At 37.8% G+C, this 18,758-nt stretch carries 14 protein-coding genes; 8 read left to right on the top strand and 6 right to left on the bottom strand.

The features are described 5' to 3' along the window. Nucleotides 1–109: 109 nt before the first annotated feature. The 4 genes from ML462_RS13745 (at nt 110) to ML462_RS13730 (ending at nt 6,011) form a co-directional block, all read left to right on the top strand. Entirely contained in the window at nt 110–1,330 is a 1,221-nt protein-coding gene (locus tag ML462_RS13745; RefSeq protein ID WP_240714405.1) for an exonuclease SbcCD subunit D C-terminal domain-containing protein, read from the top strand. Further along, entirely contained in the window at nt 1,330–4,356 is a 3,027-nt protein-coding gene (locus tag ML462_RS13740) for an SbcC/MukB-like Walker B domain-containing protein (protein WP_240714404.1), read from the top strand. The genes ML462_RS13745 and ML462_RS13740 overlap by 1 nt, the downstream gene beginning before the upstream one ends. A 181-nt stretch (nt 4,357–4,537) precedes the next feature. Beyond that, entirely contained in the window at nt 4,538–4,741 is a 204-nt protein-coding gene (locus tag ML462_RS13735) for a hypothetical protein (RefSeq protein WP_240714403.1), read from the top strand. Between the two features lie 415 nt (nt 4,742–5,156). After that, on the top strand, nt 5,157–6,011 hold the full coding sequence (locus ML462_RS13730; protein WP_240714402.1) for a universal stress protein: 855 nt from the start codon (nt 5,157–5,159) through the stop codon (nt 6,009–6,011). 72 nt (nt 6,012–6,083) lie between these two features. Here the strand turns inward: ML462_RS13730 and ML462_RS13725 are convergent, their stop codons facing one another. The 4 genes from ML462_RS13725 to ML462_RS13710 form a co-directional block, all read right to left on the bottom strand. Next, a complete protein-coding gene (locus ML462_RS13725; RefSeq protein WP_240714401.1) occupies nt 6,084–6,494 on the bottom strand; it encodes a DsrE family protein in 411 nt (136 codons plus the stop codon). A gap of 18 nt (nt 6,495–6,512) precedes the next feature. Beyond that, nucleotides 6,513–7,193 (bottom strand): Tat (twin-arginine translocation) pathway signal sequence containing protein, encoded by a 681-nt coding sequence (locus tag ML462_RS13720; protein ID WP_240714400.1) that lies wholly within the window; start codon nt 7,191–7,193, stop codon nt 6,513–6,515. 66 nt (nt 7,194–7,259) lie between these two features. After that, nucleotides 7,260–8,297, bottom strand: a complete 1,038-nt coding sequence (locus ML462_RS13715; RefSeq protein ID WP_240714399.1) for a c-type cytochrome — start codon at nt 8,295–8,297, stop codon at nt 7,260–7,262. A gap of 192 nt (nt 8,298–8,489) precedes the next feature. Then, nucleotides 8,490–9,329 (bottom strand): universal stress protein, encoded by an 840-nt coding sequence (locus tag ML462_RS13710; RefSeq protein ID WP_240714398.1) that lies wholly within the window; start codon nt 9,327–9,329, stop codon nt 8,490–8,492. A 466-nt stretch (nt 9,330–9,795) separates the two neighbouring features. Between ML462_RS13710 and ML462_RS13705 the strand changes: the two genes are divergently transcribed. Then, the gene (locus ML462_RS13705; RefSeq protein WP_240714397.1) at nt 9,796–10,146 is read left to right on the top strand and encodes a hypothetical protein; all 351 of its coding nucleotides are present in this window, start codon (nt 9,796–9,798) and stop codon (nt 10,144–10,146) included. Between the two features lie 127 nt (nt 10,147–10,273). On the opposite strand, the gene ML462_RS13700 is transcribed toward ML462_RS13705, so the two are convergent. Further along, a complete protein-coding gene (locus ML462_RS13700; RefSeq protein ID WP_240714396.1) occupies nt 10,274–11,773 on the bottom strand; it encodes a sensor histidine kinase in 1,500 nt (499 codons plus the stop codon). A 4-nt stretch (nt 11,774–11,777) separates the two neighbouring features. Continuing rightward, complete coding sequence (locus ML462_RS13695; protein WP_240714395.1) at nt 11,778–12,476, bottom strand: response regulator transcription factor; 699 nt, start codon at nt 12,474–12,476, stop codon at nt 11,778–11,780. Between the two features lie 229 nt (nt 12,477–12,705). Between ML462_RS13695 and ML462_RS13690 the strand changes: the two genes are divergently transcribed. The 3 genes from ML462_RS13690 (at nt 12,706) to ML462_RS16140 (ending at nt 18,727) form a co-directional block, all read left to right on the top strand. Continuing rightward, nucleotides 12,706–13,452, top strand: coding sequence for a spondin domain-containing protein (locus tag ML462_RS13690; RefSeq protein WP_240714394.1), 747 nt, complete (start codon nt 12,706–12,708; stop codon nt 13,450–13,452). Between the two features lie 161 nt (nt 13,453–13,613). After that, nucleotides 13,614–14,651 carry a patatin-like phospholipase family protein gene (locus tag ML462_RS13685; RefSeq protein WP_240714393.1) on the top strand — a complete coding sequence of 346 codons (1,038 nt, stop codon included), beginning with the start codon at nt 13,614–13,616 and terminating at the stop codon, nt 14,649–14,651. Between the two features lie 134 nt (nt 14,652–14,785). Continuing rightward, nucleotides 14,786–18,727: an AsmA family protein gene (locus ML462_RS16140; RefSeq protein WP_240714392.1), complete on the top strand. Its 3,942-nt coding sequence runs from the start codon at nt 14,786–14,788 to the stop codon at nt 18,725–18,727. Nucleotides 18,728–18,758: the final 31 nt, after the last annotated feature.

The raw sequence follows: 18,758 nt of genomic DNA, 5'->3' as shown, positions 1-18,758 counted from the left end.
AAATAAAGATATACCGAAAAATTCACCCCCAGAGTTTGTCGATAAAAATTCCATGAAGACTTGAATTGGCGTTAAAACTTAATTATTTTGCGAGGTAAGTTCCAGAACCATGAAAATACTCCACACTGCCGACTGGCATATTGGTAAAAAACTGCATAAGCATGAGTTAAGTGAAGATTTTGATTTTTTCATCCATTGGCTTATTGAATATATCAGGCGAGAAAACATTAATGTCCTGCTGATCTCAGGCGATATTTTTGATCTTGCCAATCCTTCTTCTGATGCAAGAAAACAATATTACCAGGCCTTGGTAAAACTCCAGCAACTGGACTGTAAAATAATTGCTACAGGTGGGAATCATGATTCCCCGGCAATGCTGAATGCACCTGGCGACCTTTTACGAGCCCTGGATATGGAAATCATTGGAGGTTTACCCGAAAAACTTGAAGACACTATTATTCCAGTATATAATCGGCAGAATGAGATAGAACTGGTGGTTGCAGCCATTCCTTACCTGCGAGATTCCGACTTAAGATCTGGAGCCGGTGCTAGCAATTATGAAGACAGGCTTGAAGCAATAAGAGAAGGAATTAAAAATATCTTCCGTTCAGCAGCTGAAATTTGTCAGGAAAAATATGCCGGAATTCCCGTGATCGCCATGGGGCATTTATATACTGCGGGGATCCAAACTTCAGAAAGTGAAAGGGATATCCAAATTGGAAATCTTGCTGCTTTCCAGGCCTCACAGTTTGGCGCTTACTTCAGTTATGTCGCATTAGGGCATATTCATAAACCACAAAAAGTAAACGCCGAAATTCCGGTTTTCTATAGTGGCTCTCCTATTCCATTATCATTTAGTGAACGAAAAGATGAAAAAAGTGTGTTGATCATAGATACGGATAAAGGTTTCCAACCCGAAAGTATAGGATTGCCAAATTTCAGAAAGTTAATCAGGCTTAGCGGTAACCTGGAGGAACTTCAAATGAAACTTAATGGTCTTGAAAACAGGTCTGAACTAACCTCTCTTATAGAAGTTGACCTGGTAGAGGAACAATACGACGCCCAGAAGATCTATGCCCTGGATAGCCTGGTAAACGATTTTAACCGTGAGGGTTTTGAAATTGTTAAGCAACGGGTACAATTCAAAAATCGGGTACATGGTGCAGCTGAACTTTATGAAAAGGAACAGAAGCTGGAAGATCTGAAACCGAAAGATGTTTTTAAGGAGTTGATCTCAAAGCATGAATATGGCGAGGAAGCGAAAAATGAAATCCTTTCAGCTTTCGACGAGATCCTGGAAGAAGTACAATCTGAAAATATTTCGGAATAATGAAGATCCTGAAAGTAGAGTTCGAAAATATAAATTCCCTGAAAGGATTCCATGAAATCGATTTCAGTGAAGAACCATTTTTAACTAATTCCTTATTCGCCATTACCGGGCCTACAGGAAGCGGAAAAAGTAGCATCCTGGATGTGATCTCGCTGGCACTTTTCAATCATGTCCCCCGCTTAGGCAAGATAACCCGGAATGAAATTCAAAGTAAAGGTGCCATTCTTACCCGAAACCAGAAGAATTCCATGGCTCGGGTAACTTACGAATCTAATAATGGAGTTTTTAGTTCCCAGTGGAGCATTGAAGTTAACCGGAATGGTAACCTCAATGATTACGAGATGGAGATCCATGACCATCATTCTGGAAAGCTGCTTGATCTGAAAAAATCCATGGTTCCGAATAAAAATGAGGAGCTTATCGGGCTAAATTACGATCAATTCATTAAGGCTGTGCTACTGGCACAGGGTGAATTTGCGCAATTCCTGAAGGCTAAAAAAGAGGAACGGGGAGAATTACTTGAAAAGATCACCGGAACAGGCATTTATCGAAGGTTAGGAATAAAGGCCTTTGAAAAGAACCGGGAAGCCAACCGGGATATACAGCAACAGCAAAATGAAATTCAGATCATACAGAGGGATCTGCTGGAGGAAGAGATCATTAACAAATACAGATTTGATCTAAAAGAAAAAACCAGGCTTGCTCAGACTTACCAGCAGGAGGTTGAAAATATTAATAAAGCGATTCAGCTTAAACAGGAGATCAACTCCCAATCTCAGGAAATTGAAAAACAGAAAAATGCTCAAAGTAAGGCTAATTTAGATCTGGAGAAATTTGAAGCGGAACATGGATTGCCCTTAAAACAGCACGAAAAAGTACAGGAGGAGGCCGATAATCTTAGAGAGTGGAAACAGCTAAAAAAGCATTTTTCTGAACTAGATACCCAGAAAAAAAATATTGCAAATTCCTTAGAAACCAACCATAAACAGCAACAGGAACTACTAGGTAGAACTTTAAAAATCACCAGAAAGGAAGTCACAGCAAGCAATATTGAAGAGCAACTGTATACATTCAGGGATACAGTTCTGGAATTGCAGGAAACCAAGAAAAACAAACTAAATTCCTATTCCGCAAAGAGAGATCAACTTCAAGTTGAACTTAGAAATACGGGATTCCATTTCGATGAGCAGGAGCTTGGGAATTCTGTCTCAAACTTAGAATCAGAATTAAAAAATACTACCGATAAAATTGAAAACCTCTGCAATAGATTGGGAATAAATGCAGAGACAGATCTTCAATTAAAACAGGATCAGTTAAGATCACAGATAAAGAAAGCCAGGAAAGCCTCAAAGATTTTTACCGGAATCCTAAATCAGAAGAATGAGATCGAAAGGATAAAGAAAGAAATTCAGAAGGAAGAATCTCGAATAAAGGATTTACCGGGTAAGATTAAAGAGAGAAATACTGAAACTAAATCTGCTAAACAGCACCTGGAAAATGCACAACTAAAAAAGGAGAATTTATTACTGAAAGCCAGCCTGGAGGAGCACCGGAAAAAATTAAATGACGGTGAGCCCTGTCCACTTTGTGGTTCTGAACATCATCCATACGCTCACGAACTTACGCCAGGAGATAATGAATTAGAAAAGAAGATCACTGATCTCGAAAAGCAGTTCCAGAATTCAAACCGTTTACTTCATCAGTTGGAAGCCGAATTTTCCAGTCTTGAAAAGAAGCAGAAAGAATTGCAAGATCAGTTGTCGCAGTACCAGCTAAAATTTGATGAGAAACGAAATGAATTTGCTGAAAAATATAGTGAATTCAGTAAATTTAATGATCTAGAAGAGATCGAAAAAACCGCCGAAAAACTGGAGGCAAACCTTGAAATCCTGGCTGGACTGGAAAAACTAAAGCTTAACGAAAAAGCATTTAGTAATGCCTTGCCTCTTGCCGGTGAATTAAAAAACATCCTTAACCAAGGTAAATCACTAAAAAAGGAACTGGATTTACTTTATACTGGAAAAAATATTCAGAATGAGGTGCAGGAGATCGCAAATAAATGGAGCCGAATCCAGCAGGAAAAGTTAAACCTGAATGAAAGGTTATTAGAAAACAGGAAGCGAATTGATGAATCTTCAAAGGAGCTGGTTCAAATTGAAAACCACTTAAAAGGTTTTATCGCCGAAAGCGATTTTAATCAAATTAGCGAGGCCTGGCAAGCCCTGATCCCGGAAACCGAAGCTACCAAACTTCGGAATGAAAGACAGGTTATCGTAAAACAGATAGATGACAGCAAAGCTTCGATAAAACTATTGAACGACCAACTTCTAAAATTAAAAAGCCTGGATACTGAAACGGAAAAGATTAAACTTCAGGAACAACTGGCAGAAAGAAATCTGCAATTAAACAGTCTTTCAAATTCCTCCAAGGAATTAGAACGCATCTTGAAAAACCAGGAAGACCGTTTAAAACGCATGGAGGTACTTAAACTTCAGATCGAAGAAAAGGAGAAGCAAACCAAAAGATGGCGACTTTTAAGTGAACTTATTGGAGATTCGAAAGGGAAACAGTTCAATGATTTTGCCCAGGACCTTACCCTGAGCCAGTTGCTAAAATTAGCAAATGTCAGGTTACAGGAACTCAGTGATCGCTACCTCATAGACAAACCAGATCTAGAAGAGGATGATGGTCTTGTCGCCATAGACGAACATATGGGAGGACAGCGCCGGTCGGTAAAAACCTTATCTGGAGGTGAAACCTTTATTTTAAGTTTATCGATGGCCTTGGCACTTTCTGACCTGGCCTCGAAAAATGTTGAAATAAACAGTCTTTTCATAGATGAAGGTTTTGGAACACTTGACCCCGAAACCCTGGACCAGACCCTGGATACCCTTGAAAAACTACAGGCAGAAAGTTCCAAGACCATTGGAATTATAAGTCATGTGGATTCTTTAAAAGAAAGGATCTCTACACAAATTCAATTAAGCCGGAACGGGCAGGGATATAGTAGCCTAAGTATCAAATAAGCTAAAGTTTTTAGTTAACCTAAGAATTATAATTTCTCAATAAATTTCTTTTTTGGAATTACTATCCTGGAATTAATTTCTGAATCAAGAGCCTAACTTTAGCTGACCATAATTTATTGGAAATTAGGATTCCAAACTGATAAACCGTAACTTAATGTAAGATTCCATTAAAAAAGAAATCATGACTCTTTCAGTTAAAATACTGGAGCAGATCAATAAGCTCACGCTTAAACTGGAAACAGAATACCCAGAATTATACTCCTTCATTGATGAAGAGCCTATAACAATACCAAGTTTTGAACATCCCGATATCAGCAATAAGGTATTAAGGGATTACCTGGAAAGTTTGAAAGCATTGATTAGGACTCATAAGAAAGAGAAGTAATAATTCTGAATCTAAGGTTAACAGGTTGCTGAAATGAATTAATTCATCAGAGAATTTTCATGTCCCATTTTAGATGTTGAAATACAAAAAGCCCTGTAATTAAACAGGGCTTTGGTGTTAGGCTAATTCTCGTAATTAAAAAATTAATTGAACATAATTGTAATCTGTTATTTATTTCTTCATACCTACCTCCTTCTTTTATTTACCATATTTACGGTAAAAAGCATTGAATGGTTTGATTTTAATAGGTTTTTTTAGTTAAAAACTTAATTTAAAATAACTATTTTTAGCTTTTTATTAAAAATCATTCATTTAAATCACTCCGGGATTAAGATAATTATCGTCCTGAAGGATCTGGCAATAAACTTGTTATTTTAGTGAATTGCTGATTATATTTACTGCTCAATACTTCTGTATGGAAAAAAAGATCCTTGTTCCCACTAACTTTTCTAAACATTCCTGGAATGCTTTAATTTTCGCAATGAACCTATATAAAAAGCATGCCTGCACATTTTATCTCATAAATGTTTATCATTCACAAAATTTTCTAAGCGATGCGATTGCTCTTGGCAAGGAAAAAGAGCAGAAAGAAAATGAAGAGCAGGTTTCTAAAAAGGGTTTGGAAAGAATGATGAAAGGCCTTGATTTCAGAAAGGAAAACCAGAAACATCAATTCAAAACCATTTCATATAAAGGTGGTTTGAAAGACGGGATCCAGGAAACTGTTGAAAAATATGGCGTAGAACTTATTGTTCTTGGTGCGGCGGGAGAGATTGCAGGCATCAATTCTATAAACGATAGCAGTATTTCGAAAATAAGCGAGGAAATTGAAGAATGTCCTATTATGGTGGTACCGGAAAAGTATGAACTGAAAACCAATAAATTACTGGAATTGGTTTTTCCTTCGAATTTCAGGATACCATTTAAAAAGAAGGAGCTTACCCCCCTTATTGAGTTGTCGCTTCAATTAGGTGCATCTATCAGGGTTCTTTATATTAACAGTGAGGGTAAAAAGCTTACCGAAGAGCAGGAAAAAATTAAAGCTGAACTTTCAGGACACCTGGAGGAAATAGATTTTAGTTTTCATACGCTCACCCAGACCTCACCTTCCACCGGAGTTCATCTTTTTATTGAAAGTCGAGAATCTGATCTTCTGGCTCTCTACCAGCGAAAACAGGGCTTTTTTTCGAAATTATTCAGGTCGAATAGATCTAACGAGATAAATTTCGATCCTAAACTTCCGGTGCTAGTACTTAAGGAAGTACAATAGGAAATATAGTGAACAAATTAAAAAATTTAATTTGTTCACTAAAAATTTTAAAGCTGATTTCAGTTTCAGATACTACTGCTCCTTAATATAGCTCCAACCCTGCCCTTGCTTATGAGCTATTTCCAGAATTCCATCTGGGACAACTTTTACACCAGGTAATAGATCTGTTTTTTCAGCCTTTTCCCTAGCCATAGTTCCGGCACAAACTGCCACTGTCACGTGTTCATTTTCGGCAAGCTTTTTAAGGTCATAGGCCACAGAAGATTTTTCATTTAAAACCATGTCCAGTGCACCACTGTAAACCACGATTTCAAAATCTGAATCTGGGTAGGCTTCAGACATCATTTTTACATGTCTAACTGCTTTTTGATGTACTTTCACATCATCACTGGTCACATCAAAAACGATTTGAACGGGTTTATCCTGGGCCAGTAAATTTAAAGACAACAGGCAGGTGAAAAAAAATATTACATAATGTTTCATGATCTTTAATTTTAAGTTTTATCCTGCAAAAATATAAGAGCATCCATGCTCCTGTGCTCTTGTTAATGCCCATACTCCCGAAGGCACAATATGAATATCTGGTAATACGGCAGATTTCCATTCTTCGTAAACTTCGGTGGCATCCATATCCAATTTCTGAGCAGCCATACCGCTGTATACATTCAATGCCAGGTCACAAACACAAAACATGGCTCCTCTACTCTGAAGTTTTTTTATCCCTTCTATAACCGGCATGGGCATATCCTTTTCCTGTGGTTCATAGACTACATTTCTTACCGCTGAAGCTTTGGTATTATTATCAGGGATATCGAACATCTCGCCTAACTTGTATTTTTTCCAGGCCTCATCTTTTAAAGCAAACGGGATCGCATCATGCCTAAGAACCGTCATGCCTGTTAAGTCATCATCAGGAGAACCAGATCCATTGTTGGTATAATACCAGGCCCAGTTCCATATCACCGGAAAACTATGATGTGGTGTTGAGCCATCAAACACAACCCGGTGAGATCCCTTGATTCTATCGAACCATTTATCTGATTCGCTAATTTTCTTTGCATCTACCTTTGGAATTGTTTTTTCCAGTGGATTTGCAAAAGCTGAAATTCCACTAGCTGCAGCACCAAGAACCATGGCACCCAGGAAGTCTCTTCTTGTTGAATTTAATTGTTTCGGTTTCATATTTAAAACATTAAAGTTGTTACTTGTTTATCAATTCTTATCTAATTGATTTGATATCGTCCTATATCACTTAGTTTTTATAATTCCGTATTCATTTTTATAGAACTCCATAATAGGCTGAAAGGGCCCCAGTTGATGTTGGGAAACGGGAAAACTATCTGCGTAGGGAGGATAAGGTGCAGATACAGGTTTCTTTTTAAGATCGGGAAAATCAAGTTCACGGTTCGCTTTATCCGGTCTGTCCTTCTGATTAATATAACCCGCAATGTCATAGGCCTCATCATCGGTAAGTTCGGGCTTATCGTAACTTACCCCATAGGGCATATTGGTTTTTAGAAATTCAGCAGCGGTGATCACCCTGGCCATTCCTGCGCCAATATTATAGGAATCATCACCCCAAAGCGGCGGATAAAGATATCCCGCATAATCCCTAAGAGGTATTCCCTGTCCGTTTTCGCCATGACAGGCCGCACATTTTTTAATGAATAGCATTTCGCCTTTTTCAAGATCTACCTCTCTCTCCGGGATCTTTATCCTGGCATAGCCAGCACCTTTTACTTTTCCATTTTCAGGAGAAAAGCGGCTAAGCCACTTCATATACGCTACAAAAGCACTCATTTCATCTCCATTCGGGGGAAGAGGATTCCCATTCATGCTACGCTCCATACAACCGTTGATACGCTCCTCTATAGTTCCTATTTTATTCTCTCTGCCCCTATATTGAGGAAAACGGTTGATCACTCCAATTAACATCCCAGAGTATGGTTTGGTGCCTGCTTTTAAATGGCAATTATTACAACTTAAATTGTTTCCGGAATAGGCTTTTTCCCGTTTTCCATTTTGCGGCCCCAGGTATTGGGCGGTATTAACGAAAAGTTCATATCCATATTTGATCTTTTTATTCTCCCGGGTATCGTCCAGGAAATAGGTGTCATAATCGGCGGTTAGTGGATCTGTCTTTTCTTCGGATATCTCGGTGTATTCCGTTTCGAAAAATTCGTATTGAAAGAGGAAGAAAAAAATGAAAATCAGGACAATAATGAATGAGAAAACAACGAGGAGCTGCTTTCCAGATTTTCTTGGTTTTGGAGACTTGAACTTCATAATCCCGCTTATTATAGGATTATAAGCAGGCAGATGCAGGGTTTAAGTCAGAATTCAAGTAGCGAATTCTAATCTTAAAATTACGAATATTATTTTTGGAAAACTAATGACAGCAACCTACAGAAAACACTGTAGAATATTGATATACAACTTTTTAACAATCATAAACTTCCAAAACTTCTATAGAATTAACTATTCCCGGTAAGGAATAACCATAAAGGGAATATTGGTGTGATACACCAACTGGTTAATCACAGGTTTAAATAGGATATTTTCAAAAAAAGTATGCTTTTTATGTAGCATTATTACCAGGTCGATATGATTCTGTCTTTGAAATTTTTTCACCGCTTCTGGAATATCATCTCCTTCGGTAATATGGAATATAGGTTTATCTTCTTCAAAAAAGTGAGAGATCATACTTCGGTTTTCCAGCTGTTTACTATCCAGCGAACCATCAGAATTGACATTTAGAACATGCAGCCTGGCTTTATGAAGATCAGTAAAAAAATTAATGGTCTCCAGGTCAGTCTTTCTTACCACTTTATAATCTGTAGCGAAAAGGACTTCTTTTAGATTCTCGTCATGAGTCCCAGATGGAATAGCAAGTACGGGACAGTTCACTTTTTTAATGGTATACATGGTATGTGTTCCCATAAAAATCTCCCTCGCACCTGTTGCACCCTGAGTTCCCATAAAAATGTAATCGATTTTCTTTTCTTTGATCAGGCTTTTTATCTTGCTTATTAAAAGATTAAAATCCACTATCCATTCAAACTTATGCCGGGGGTTATCAAACTCCGATTTTAAACTATCCAGGATAGACCTAATTTCTTCTGAAGCCGCTTCCCTTGTTGCGTGAACCAGTTCCATTGAAGTAAAGTTCTTAAAGGCCTTCCCTGAATGGTATGCCGCCGGGGTAAAAGTATGTAATAGAAAAAATGTACAGGAAGTATTTTGAAGCAGCCGGAGACCATATTTGATGGCATTCACTGAATTCTCGGAAAAATCTGTAGGAAGAAGAATATTTTTCATGACTGGAATTTTAAGTGAAAAATGTACACAATTCCATGATTTAAAAATATGACCGTGGTCATATTCTCTTTATTACAATGAGCTGTTCAACTTACCTTTAAGATCCTCTTTTCCCTCTCAAATTGCCGGTTCTGATAATATATGTCGTACTCCCTGGAAAGCTATGCATCTAACCTTAAGCATAGTGGAATAAAAATAAAAACTATTGCCGGTGATAAACCAATAACACAAACCCCATTCAAGTCAAGAAAAAACCAATAGCAGACTTATGTCAATACAGTTATATTTTTCCAGATAGACTTGCGAATTCGTAGTTTCAAATATGGAAGTTTAAGATATTCCCATTACAGAACTCAAAGATCTTCTTCCTCCAGTTCCAGAGATCATAGAAGTTGTAGCAGACAATTCCGAAATTTAGGAAACTGAAATACAAGCTACCTAAACCAGTCTTAAGGATGAAATAGAGTTGATCAAGGTTTCAAAGATCGTTGAAAAAAAGTTCGTGGAAAAAGTAGAAAAAGGCACATTCGGATTAATTACAGAGGTACCCGCCTACCCATTTTGTAAGAACCTACCATCAAAGGAAGAAAAGAAACATTGCATGTCTTTAAAGACAGATGTAATTATACACAACGAATTCATTAACGCCTTGGGAGCAGAACTCAGTTTATATAGTATCTACAGGATCTATCGATGCTCAATGAAAAAGAAACCCATTAGGATTAGAGAACCAGAAAAATCCTGTAAGAAGATGTTGAAAGTACTATTAATTGATACCGAATATGACTCCGGACAGATAAAAAAATCGTGTGGTTAGAGTATCTTAAACCTCTACAATTACTTTTGAAGTGAGCGAATTTAAAATTTTAGAATGATAAGAACAGTGAATTTATGATTGAGAATTAAATTTACTGTTCAAATCATTTTGTTTACCTCGGAAAATTTTATTTATCGCTACAATGCCCCTGGGCATTGCTATATTTATTATGAATAGGAAGGCTGAAATAGAATTCAGTTCCTTTATCCAGAACGCTATTTACATAGATATTCACCTTGTGCAGATCCATGATCTTTTTTACAATAGCCAGACCCAGACCGCTCCCTTTTTCAGAATCAGTGAGTAATTTTCCCTTACGATATCTTTCAAAAATATGAGGTAATTCCTGGGGAGCAATACCAGAACCGGTATCGGCAATACTAACTTTGATCTCATCCGCCTCCCTGCTAAGATCCAGGGTAACAATATCTCCTTTTTCGCAATGGGTAATGGCGTTATCAATAATATTCTGAAGTACGCGGTCAATAAGTGCAATATCGCCATATACCAAGGGAAGATCTTTGGAATAAATAGTATTGATACTTATTCCTTTTTCGCGGGCAAGAAATCGATATTTATCGGCTGTATCCTGTATGATCTCTGCCATTTGTATAGGTTCTGGCTGAAGTTCACGTTGTTTCGCCTCGAGCTTGCTCAATTCAAAAAGATCATCTACCAATTTTTTCAGGCGGTCTGAATTTTTAAGGACGATTTGCATATAGCGTTCCTTATCAGTCTCACTTAATTCGTCCTTTTTTATCATTAAAGTCTCTATAAATCCACGAATAGATGCTATTGGGGTTCGAAGGTCATGAGAGATATTCGCCATCAATTCCTTACGTAAGTGGTCAACACTTTTTAGTTTCTTAAAATTTCCCTGAATGGTATCGGCCATTTCATTATAGGTAGTTGCCAGTAACCCCATTTCTCCATTATTTACTCCATTTATCCTGGCATCATGATTTCCATTTTGAAAAGACTTGAAGGCCGAAGTAATTTTATTGAAATTCCGGGTGAGAAAATATATAGCCAGTAAAGAGATCACCAATGCTGTAAACAAAGCATACAATATATTCTGAACGCTCAACCTCCGGATATAACTCCCCTCATGCTTGCTCAACAAACTGTCATAATCATTGCCCCCCACAATTGTATAGATATAACCTACCTTTTCACCTTCATGTATATAGGGTGCCGCAGAAAAAATTTTCTTTTCACCAGGTAGTTTTGGATCATCCCCTTTAATATAATCTTCACCATCGGCAGCAATAAACTTATGAATTGGTTCCAGATCAATTTTATTTGCTTTTACCTCTTTATCCATTGCCACATGCTTCAGAATATTGCCATCCAGGTCTAAAAGATATACCTCGGTAGCCGGGTTGGTAGCCATCACATGATGCATTAAGTCTCCCATTTTTGAAGCAGCAACGGAATCACCGTCATATAGACCCTTCACCTCTTCCACGATGTATTTGGCAACATTCTTATTTAATCCCTGGGTGATCTCATTATGATAGTCTTCAGAAAATCTAACCGAAGACCGGGTGATCAAAAATGCCAGTAAAAGGAATACTAATAACAGGATCCCGGCGATCTGGTAAAATAATGTGTTCTTGGTTTTCATACTTTCAGTCTTCAGTAAATCTATAGCCTACTCCCCAGGTTGTTAAAATATATTCCGGATTGCCGCCATCTTTCTCAAGTTTTGTCCTCAACCTATTAATATGAGAGTTCACGGTATGTTCATAGCCTTCAAATTCATAACCCCAAATAGAATGCAACAATTCCGCCCTGCTGTAGGTCTTCCCTGGGTTATTCGCCATTAGGCACAGCAATTCAAATTCCTTAGGAGTAAGGTTTATTCGATCACCATTAATTTCAACCTTACGCATTTCCTGGTGTATATAAAGATCTTTAATATACATTTCCGGGAGCTCGTCAGAAGTTTCTTCTACGGCATCCAGCTTTTGTCTTCTCAGAATCGCCTTCACCCTGGCCTGGAATTCACGTACACTGAAAGGTTTGGTGATATAATCATCTGCTCCAGATTCAAGCCCGAGCACCTTATCAATCTCATCACTTTTACTGGTGAGCATCAGGACAGGTGTATTGATATTAGCCGACCTGAGATCCCGGCAAATATCCATACCTTTTTTTCCCGGGAGCATTAGATCCAGGATAATTAGATCGTAATCGGGATTGGTGGCCTCAAGAAAACCATCATTCCCATTATAGGAACAATGAACCGAGGTAATATCATCCTTTAGGTTTACCGCTATCAATTCGGCAATATTCCTGTCGTCTTCTATAACTAAGATATTGATCATCAGATATCTAAATTTCTACCAAATTACAGAAAGTGATCTAAATAAGCATCACGAAATTATCACGATGACAATTTCATCACTCTTGAATGGAAGTTCAGGATCCAGGGTTCTCAGTTCAATTACTCTCTCATTATCAAAATGTTACACAAAGAATATTTTCCTGTTACAGAATTGTGATAACTCGATATTAGGTTTGTAATCAGTTGTTTAACCATTAAAAGCAAAAATTATGAGACGAGTATTTTTATTTACGTTTACCCTGGCAGCTGTCCTTTTAAGTTGTACCACAGACAATGCTGAATTAAATGAAGAACTAACCACCGCAGAGCTGAAATCTCAAACCGGAAAAGAGAATGACGCGTTTACAAAGTTCAAAGTAACTATTGAAAACGTAACTGAAGAAGGTACTTTTACTACTCCATTCTCTCCGGGAGTCTACCTGGTTCAAAAGAAAAATAGTGAGCCACTTTTCTCTCCATGGGAGGCAGATTATGGCGAAGGACTTGAGGCTATCGCCGAAGATGGTAGTGCCAATGATTTAAATGAGAGCCTCATGAATAATCCAAAGGTGCGTTCCCACGGTGTATTTATGACCCCTGTAGGTGCCAGTGGCGGTGCACCAATCTTTCCAGGTGATGCCTATGAATTCTACATTGAAGCTAAACCTAATGACTACCTGAATTTTGCAACTATGTTCATCCAGTCTAACGATCTTTTTATTGCACCAGATGCTCAGGGAGTTCCATTATTTGATGGTAAGGAACCAAAATCAGGGGATATTACCATGTATTTATCTTTATGGGATGCAGGAACAGAAGTGAATGAAGAACCCGGAGTGGGTCCAAACCAGGCCCCAAGACAATCTGGACCAGATACAGGTATCGTTGAAAACGGAGTGGTGAGATTGGTAGACGACGGCTATACCTATCCCGAAATTGAAGAAGTGATAAAGGTGACTATAAGCCCTATGTATTAATCATTTGAAATTTACTTCTTAATTGCATCCCGATATTCTTCGGGATGCAGTTTTTATATCAGATCACAAAAACCTCATGTAATTATTTGATTACTAAAATCTTGAGAACTTCTCTTTTTCGTAGATTTATAAAATCCCAAAATTTTCAAACCTGAAAACCTATGAAAAAAATTCGCATTCTTTCATTAGACGGAGGTGGTATTCGCGGAATTCTCTCTGGAACCATTCTTACCTATATTGAAGAGCAACTTCAGAAAAAGACCAATAACCCAAATGCATCAATAGGCCAGTATTTCGATTTCATCGCCGGTACCAGTACAGGCGGAATTCTCTCTATGATCTATTTATGTCCCAATGAGGAAGGAGAAAACAAATTCAGGGCTAGAGAAGCACTCAGTATATATCTCGACCAGGGTAGTGATATCTTTGAAGTTTCCCTTGGTCAAAAGATCGGAAGTTTTAATGGCATCTTTGACGAAAAATATTCTGAAAAAGAACTGGAGGAAAGCTTACAGGTTTATTTCCAGGAAACCAGGCTCAGCGAGGCTTTAAAACCGTGCCTTATCACAAGTTATGATATCCGTAACCGGAAGGCTTTCTTTTTTACCAGTCTTGAAGCAAAAAGCGAGATTAGAGACTTTTACATGAAAGATGTAGCCAGGGCTACATCTGCCGCACCTACTTATTTTGAAGCTTCCCGCATTAAATCTATCTACGGAACTCCCCATTTTTTAATAGATGGTGGGGTTTTTGCCAATAATCCTTCTCTTTGCGCCTATGCCGAGGCCAGAACCATTAAATTTTCAGAAGTATTTAAAAATAAAGAAAAGCCAGATACACCGAGCGCAAAAGAAATGCTTTTAATCTCTATTGGAACTGGTTCTGTAAAACAACCCTATCACTACGAGGATTTTAAGGATGCTGGGGTATTAAAATGGATCAAGCCTCTTATCGATATCATGATGAGTGGAAATTCTGAAACCGTAGATTATCAATTGAAAAAGATATATGAAACGCTTTCCAGGAAAAATTGCGAGGATTACTATCGAATTCAGCCAAAACTGATACATGCCGATAGCGCCATGGATAATGGAAAACCTGAAAATCTTAAAGCTCTTTATGAAGATGGTTTACTTGCAGTAGCTGAGCATAAAGAAGAGCTTGACATTATTATAGATAAATTAATTGAAAATCATTAATTAACCGGTGTTCCTAAATTATTGGAACAATTCACTGTTTTGTAATAAAACGATTACCTATATTCATATAAATAATAGCAGACTCCTCGAATCCTGGAAATAGAATTTAAATCTGGAGAGTCCAATAACTGAAAGTGAAATCCAAGACCCCCGACAAGAATAAATACCAAAAATGGCTAAAAAAAGCAGGTATAATTCTGGCAGTGCTGCTGCTGGTTCCCAGCTTTTTATTTACCGTAGGATGGTTTAATCGTGGTTTTCTTATTGAAGAATTACAGCAATGGTACAGTAATAATAGCAACGGAAGCCTGGAAATAGGAGATGTTGATGCAACCTTTCTGGAAGGCTTTCCAAATGTTGGTTTTACCATAAGGGATATCTACCAGACCAGTTTCGATACCATTCTTGATAAAAAGTCTTCCCTGTCTATCAAAGAAGCCCGAGTAAGTATTGGAGCCCGTGATCTTCTTATAGGTGAAATTCAGTTCAAAAATATTGAAATAGATAAGGCCGAAATTTATTCTGAAGTGGTATCTGACAAATCTTTAGAAGAATACATAAGGCAAAAAATACAAAAACAGGACGATCCCAGTTCTGGCCTATATTTCCCGCGCTGGCTCGATACCAAAAGAACGAATTTTAGTATACAAGAGATCACTTTTGTTTCCAAGGATTCAATGCTGAATAAATTTTTCGATCTGGAAGTTCTGGAAGCAAAGGGTAAGATCAGAGAGGATGGTGAGAGCATTAGCGGCAACCTGGAATTTAAGGTGATGGTAAACGACCTGGGATTCAATACTAAAAAAGGAAGTTATATCAATGGAGAAGCTATAACAGGAAATCCAGAATTCACATTGAATGAAGACCGGGATCTTCTGAAAATTCCTGAGTTCCTCCTGCAAATTGGAGAACAGAGTTTTAAAACCAGAGCCAGCTTCGATTTTGATGGAGTAAATTCCTACGATTTTTCATTTGAAAATACGGAAACAAATTTCCAGCATACCAGGGACCTTCTTCCAGATAGCCTTGCGGCCAAACTTTCGGCTTACGAGTTCTCAAAACCTCTTCGAACAAGGCTTAATTTAAAAGGTGAATTTCAATATGGTGATGTTCCTTTAATAGACGCAGAATTCTCAACTTCAGAAAACCAGATATTTCTTGCTGAAAACAATACTTTGGGTAATGTGAACCTCAGTGGATATCTTACGAATAACTGGGACAAAAGTGATAGCCCGGTACCTGGTAAAAAAGACATCAGGATCTTTTTTGAACAATTCGCGGCAAACCTCGATGATATAAAAATTGAAGTAAAGGATTCTTATTTCCAGTCTTCAGATGAGGCAATGAATTTTGTGAATGCCCAACTGAAGATGTCTGGATCTAATGAAACATTAGCAAAAGCGTTGAGAACAGACAATTTCAATTTCATTGGCGGTAATTTCAACCTGGAAACTCAGATAAACGGAGACATTCCAACTCCATTTGAAATATTAGACAATTCTGAAGGTCATTTCAGTCTTTACAATACCCAGGTGGTTTTAAGAAAAAATAACCTTCAGCTACCTGTGGAAGTTTTGCAGGTAAGTTTGGGAGACAAAACTTCAGTTCTCGAAAAACTCAAGATAAATCTACCCAATGGCGAACACCTTTTATTCCAGGGTACGGTGCAGAACTTCTCTTCCATTCTGGTAAGCAATCCAGAAATGCCTGCCTCTACCGATGTTACCCTTGATTCAGATGAACTGAACATCAATGACCTGCTTACAACGGCCATGGAACTAATTCCTGCTTCAGAAAAAAAGACTAATAAATATAATACCCTGCATGAGGCCTTTGAGGCGATCTACTGGAAGTTTCAGCCGCGTTTCAGGCTGGATTTAAATACAGTGGTTTATAACGGAAATCGATTTCAGGACCTGGAAGCAGATCTTCGTTTTCTAAACCCTGAAACTATAGAATTAAAAAAACTGGAATTTAATTATAAGAATGCTGCAACCAGTCTAAAGGGAACTTTAAGAATTCCAGACCCCGGCAAGGCAAAACTGGAACCGGTTTTTATTAATGTAGCGGCTAATTCTTCCGGACCAATTAGTGTTTTTCAGGAACTTTTCAAAATTAGATTACTTGACATAAACGCCGGTGAATACGAATTTACTGGAAAGGTAACCGGGAATATCAAAAAATTTGATGAATTACTTAGTAATGCTGATGGAGATCTACAATTGAGAAACACCAGGTTTTATTACCCAAAAGCGGCCATCGATCTTGAACTGGATTCTCTGCAAATTGGGGTTCATAATTCAAATATCGAGGTAAAGCCTTTCACCGTTGAGGTTGAAGATCACCATCCCTTTAGCATGCAGGCAAGGGTGGAACAATTCCCGGGTTTTCTCGTAGATAGCCTGGAAAGTAAGGGCAGGATATTGATGCAGTTGAAAGCACCTTATGTAGATATCGATAAATGGATGGAAACGATAAGTTCCATGGAGCCCGATACCACTAGAATTCCTAAAGAGAAGCCAGATCTACATGCTGTATTCTCTGATATTTACAAATTCGATCCGGAATTTGATTTAATAGTGGATTCTTTAAAATATGCCGACCTGGTATCTTACGACCTGGCTACCAGGGTTTATTTTGAAAATGATTCTATTTTGAAGCTAGACAATCTTAGGATTAATTATGAAGATTCCGAAGCTTTGATAAATGGCCAATTACAGGCCAGAAACATTCAGGATTCTACTTTGGATCAAAACCCATTTAATTTTGATTTTTCCATAGCCGCCCAGGGAAAATCGAAAGACCTGAATGAACTTTTACAAACTGTAAACTTCGTGCTAAGATCGGGTGATTTTAAATTCAACATGAGTTATACTGGTCAGGCACGGGACCTTAAAATACTTAATACCAATGCAAAGGGAGAATTAAAATTAGTGCATACGAGCGTTGACATAGAAGGTACAGAAATTCAATTCCCGGTTGACAGCCTGCATTTAATTATAGAGAATGACCTGGCTTATCTTGAAAACCTGGATATTGACCTACCGGGCAAAAGCTCTCTTGGGATAACCGGAAAGATTGATAATTTCTCTAGCTTTATCAATACTGAGATGTCTGATAACACCCACACCTCATCATTCAAAATTCAGTCTCCATATCTAAGCAGCCATGACCTAAGAGAATTGATTGGCACTACCAGAAAGAAAAAAGACACTTCAAAGCAACAAGAATTTCAGATAAAAAATCTAAAGCAGATACTTAGTAATATCAACCAGTCTTACCGTCCTTCTGCAGAGATACATATAGACTCTCTAATCTATAACAATATCGAAGTATCAGATTTCGAATCACAAATAGACTTTAATACTCTAGGTGCTATCAGGATAGAAGAGACAAATCTTAAATATATACAAGGGAAAATAGACCTTATGCTGGAAGGCGGAGTGGAAAACCCGGAAGGATTGCCTGTAAAGATAAGTATGAATATTGCAGATATAGAACTGGAAAAACTAGTTGAAGATCTGGAATACCTGAATAATGAAGACCTTCGAAATACGAAAAGGATAGATGGTGACCTCGACCTGGAGATAGATCTCACCGGTATCATGAATGATGATGGCTCGGTGGACATTAATTCATTAAACGGATTCATAAAAATGGATCTTCGCAACCTTGCCATTTACGAATTTGACCCTATTACTGAAAGCGTGGTACTTTTAAAGGAAGAAAGGTTTGAAAAATTACAATTCAGGCCCATAAGACAAACCATTGAAGTAACGAATGGAATGATCAAAATTCCGCGAACAGAGATTCAATCTACCGCTCTGCATCTCTTCGTTGAAGGAGAATCAAAAATTGGAGAATATCACAACCTATGGATCTCTCTGCCTTGGAACAATATTCTTAAAAAGAGGGATGGCACTCAACTTCCTGAAAAACTTTCATTTGATGAATCTGGCGCTAAATTTTATATTCAGATAGTTCAGGATAAAGAAAGCGAAAAGGAGAAAAATCGAAAATTACGAACCAAATTCAGACTTGGAAACAAGAAACTTAGAAAGAGTAATGAAAACTGATCTTTCCAATAATCGCTTAAACCTTAAATTG

The sequence above is a fragment of the Christiangramia lutea genome (genome assembly GCF_022489035.1).
In the GTDB taxonomy this organism is placed as follows: Bacteria; Bacteroidota; Bacteroidia; order Flavobacteriales; family Flavobacteriaceae; genus Christiangramia; species Christiangramia lutea.
This window is presented reverse-complemented; position numbering and strand designations above follow the sequence as displayed.

Excerpts from the sequence above, each read along its gene's own strand:
- ML462_RS13745 (WP_240714405.1), top strand. The coding sequence starts at position 110 with ATGAAAATACTCCACACTGCCGACTGGCATATTGGTAAAAAACTGCAT.
- ML462_RS13740 (WP_240714404.1), top strand. The coding sequence starts at position 1,330 with ATGAAGATCCTGAAAGTAGAGTTCGAAAATATAAATTCCCTGAAAGGA.
- ML462_RS13735 (WP_240714403.1), top strand. The coding sequence starts at position 4,538 with ATGACTCTTTCAGTTAAAATACTGGAGCAGATCAATAAGCTCACGCTT.
- ML462_RS13730 (WP_240714402.1), top strand. The coding sequence starts at position 5,157 with ATGGAAAAAAAGATCCTTGTTCCCACTAACTTTTCTAAACATTCCTGG.
- ML462_RS13725 (WP_240714401.1), bottom strand. The coding sequence starts at position 6,494 with ATGAAACATTATGTAATATTTTTTTTCACCTGCCTGTTGTCTTTAAAT.
- ML462_RS13720 (WP_240714400.1), bottom strand. The coding sequence starts at position 7,193 with ATGAAACCGAAACAATTAAATTCAACAAGAAGAGACTTCCTGGGTGCC.
- ML462_RS13715 (WP_240714399.1), bottom strand. The coding sequence starts at position 8,297 with ATGAAGTTCAAGTCTCCAAAACCAAGAAAATCTGGAAAGCAGCTCCTC.
- ML462_RS13710 (WP_240714398.1), bottom strand. The coding sequence starts at position 9,329 with ATGAAAAATATTCTTCTTCCTACAGATTTTTCCGAGAATTCAGTGAAT.
- ML462_RS13700 (WP_240714396.1), bottom strand. The coding sequence starts at position 11,773 with ATGAAAACCAAGAACACATTATTTTACCAGATCGCCGGGATCCTGTTA.
- ML462_RS13695 (WP_240714395.1), bottom strand. The coding sequence starts at position 12,476 with ATGATCAATATCTTAGTTATAGAAGACGACAGGAATATTGCCGAATTG.
- ML462_RS13690 (WP_240714394.1), top strand. The coding sequence starts at position 12,706 with ATGAGACGAGTATTTTTATTTACGTTTACCCTGGCAGCTGTCCTTTTA.
- ML462_RS13685 (WP_240714393.1), top strand. The coding sequence starts at position 13,614 with ATGAAAAAAATTCGCATTCTTTCATTAGACGGAGGTGGTATTCGCGGA.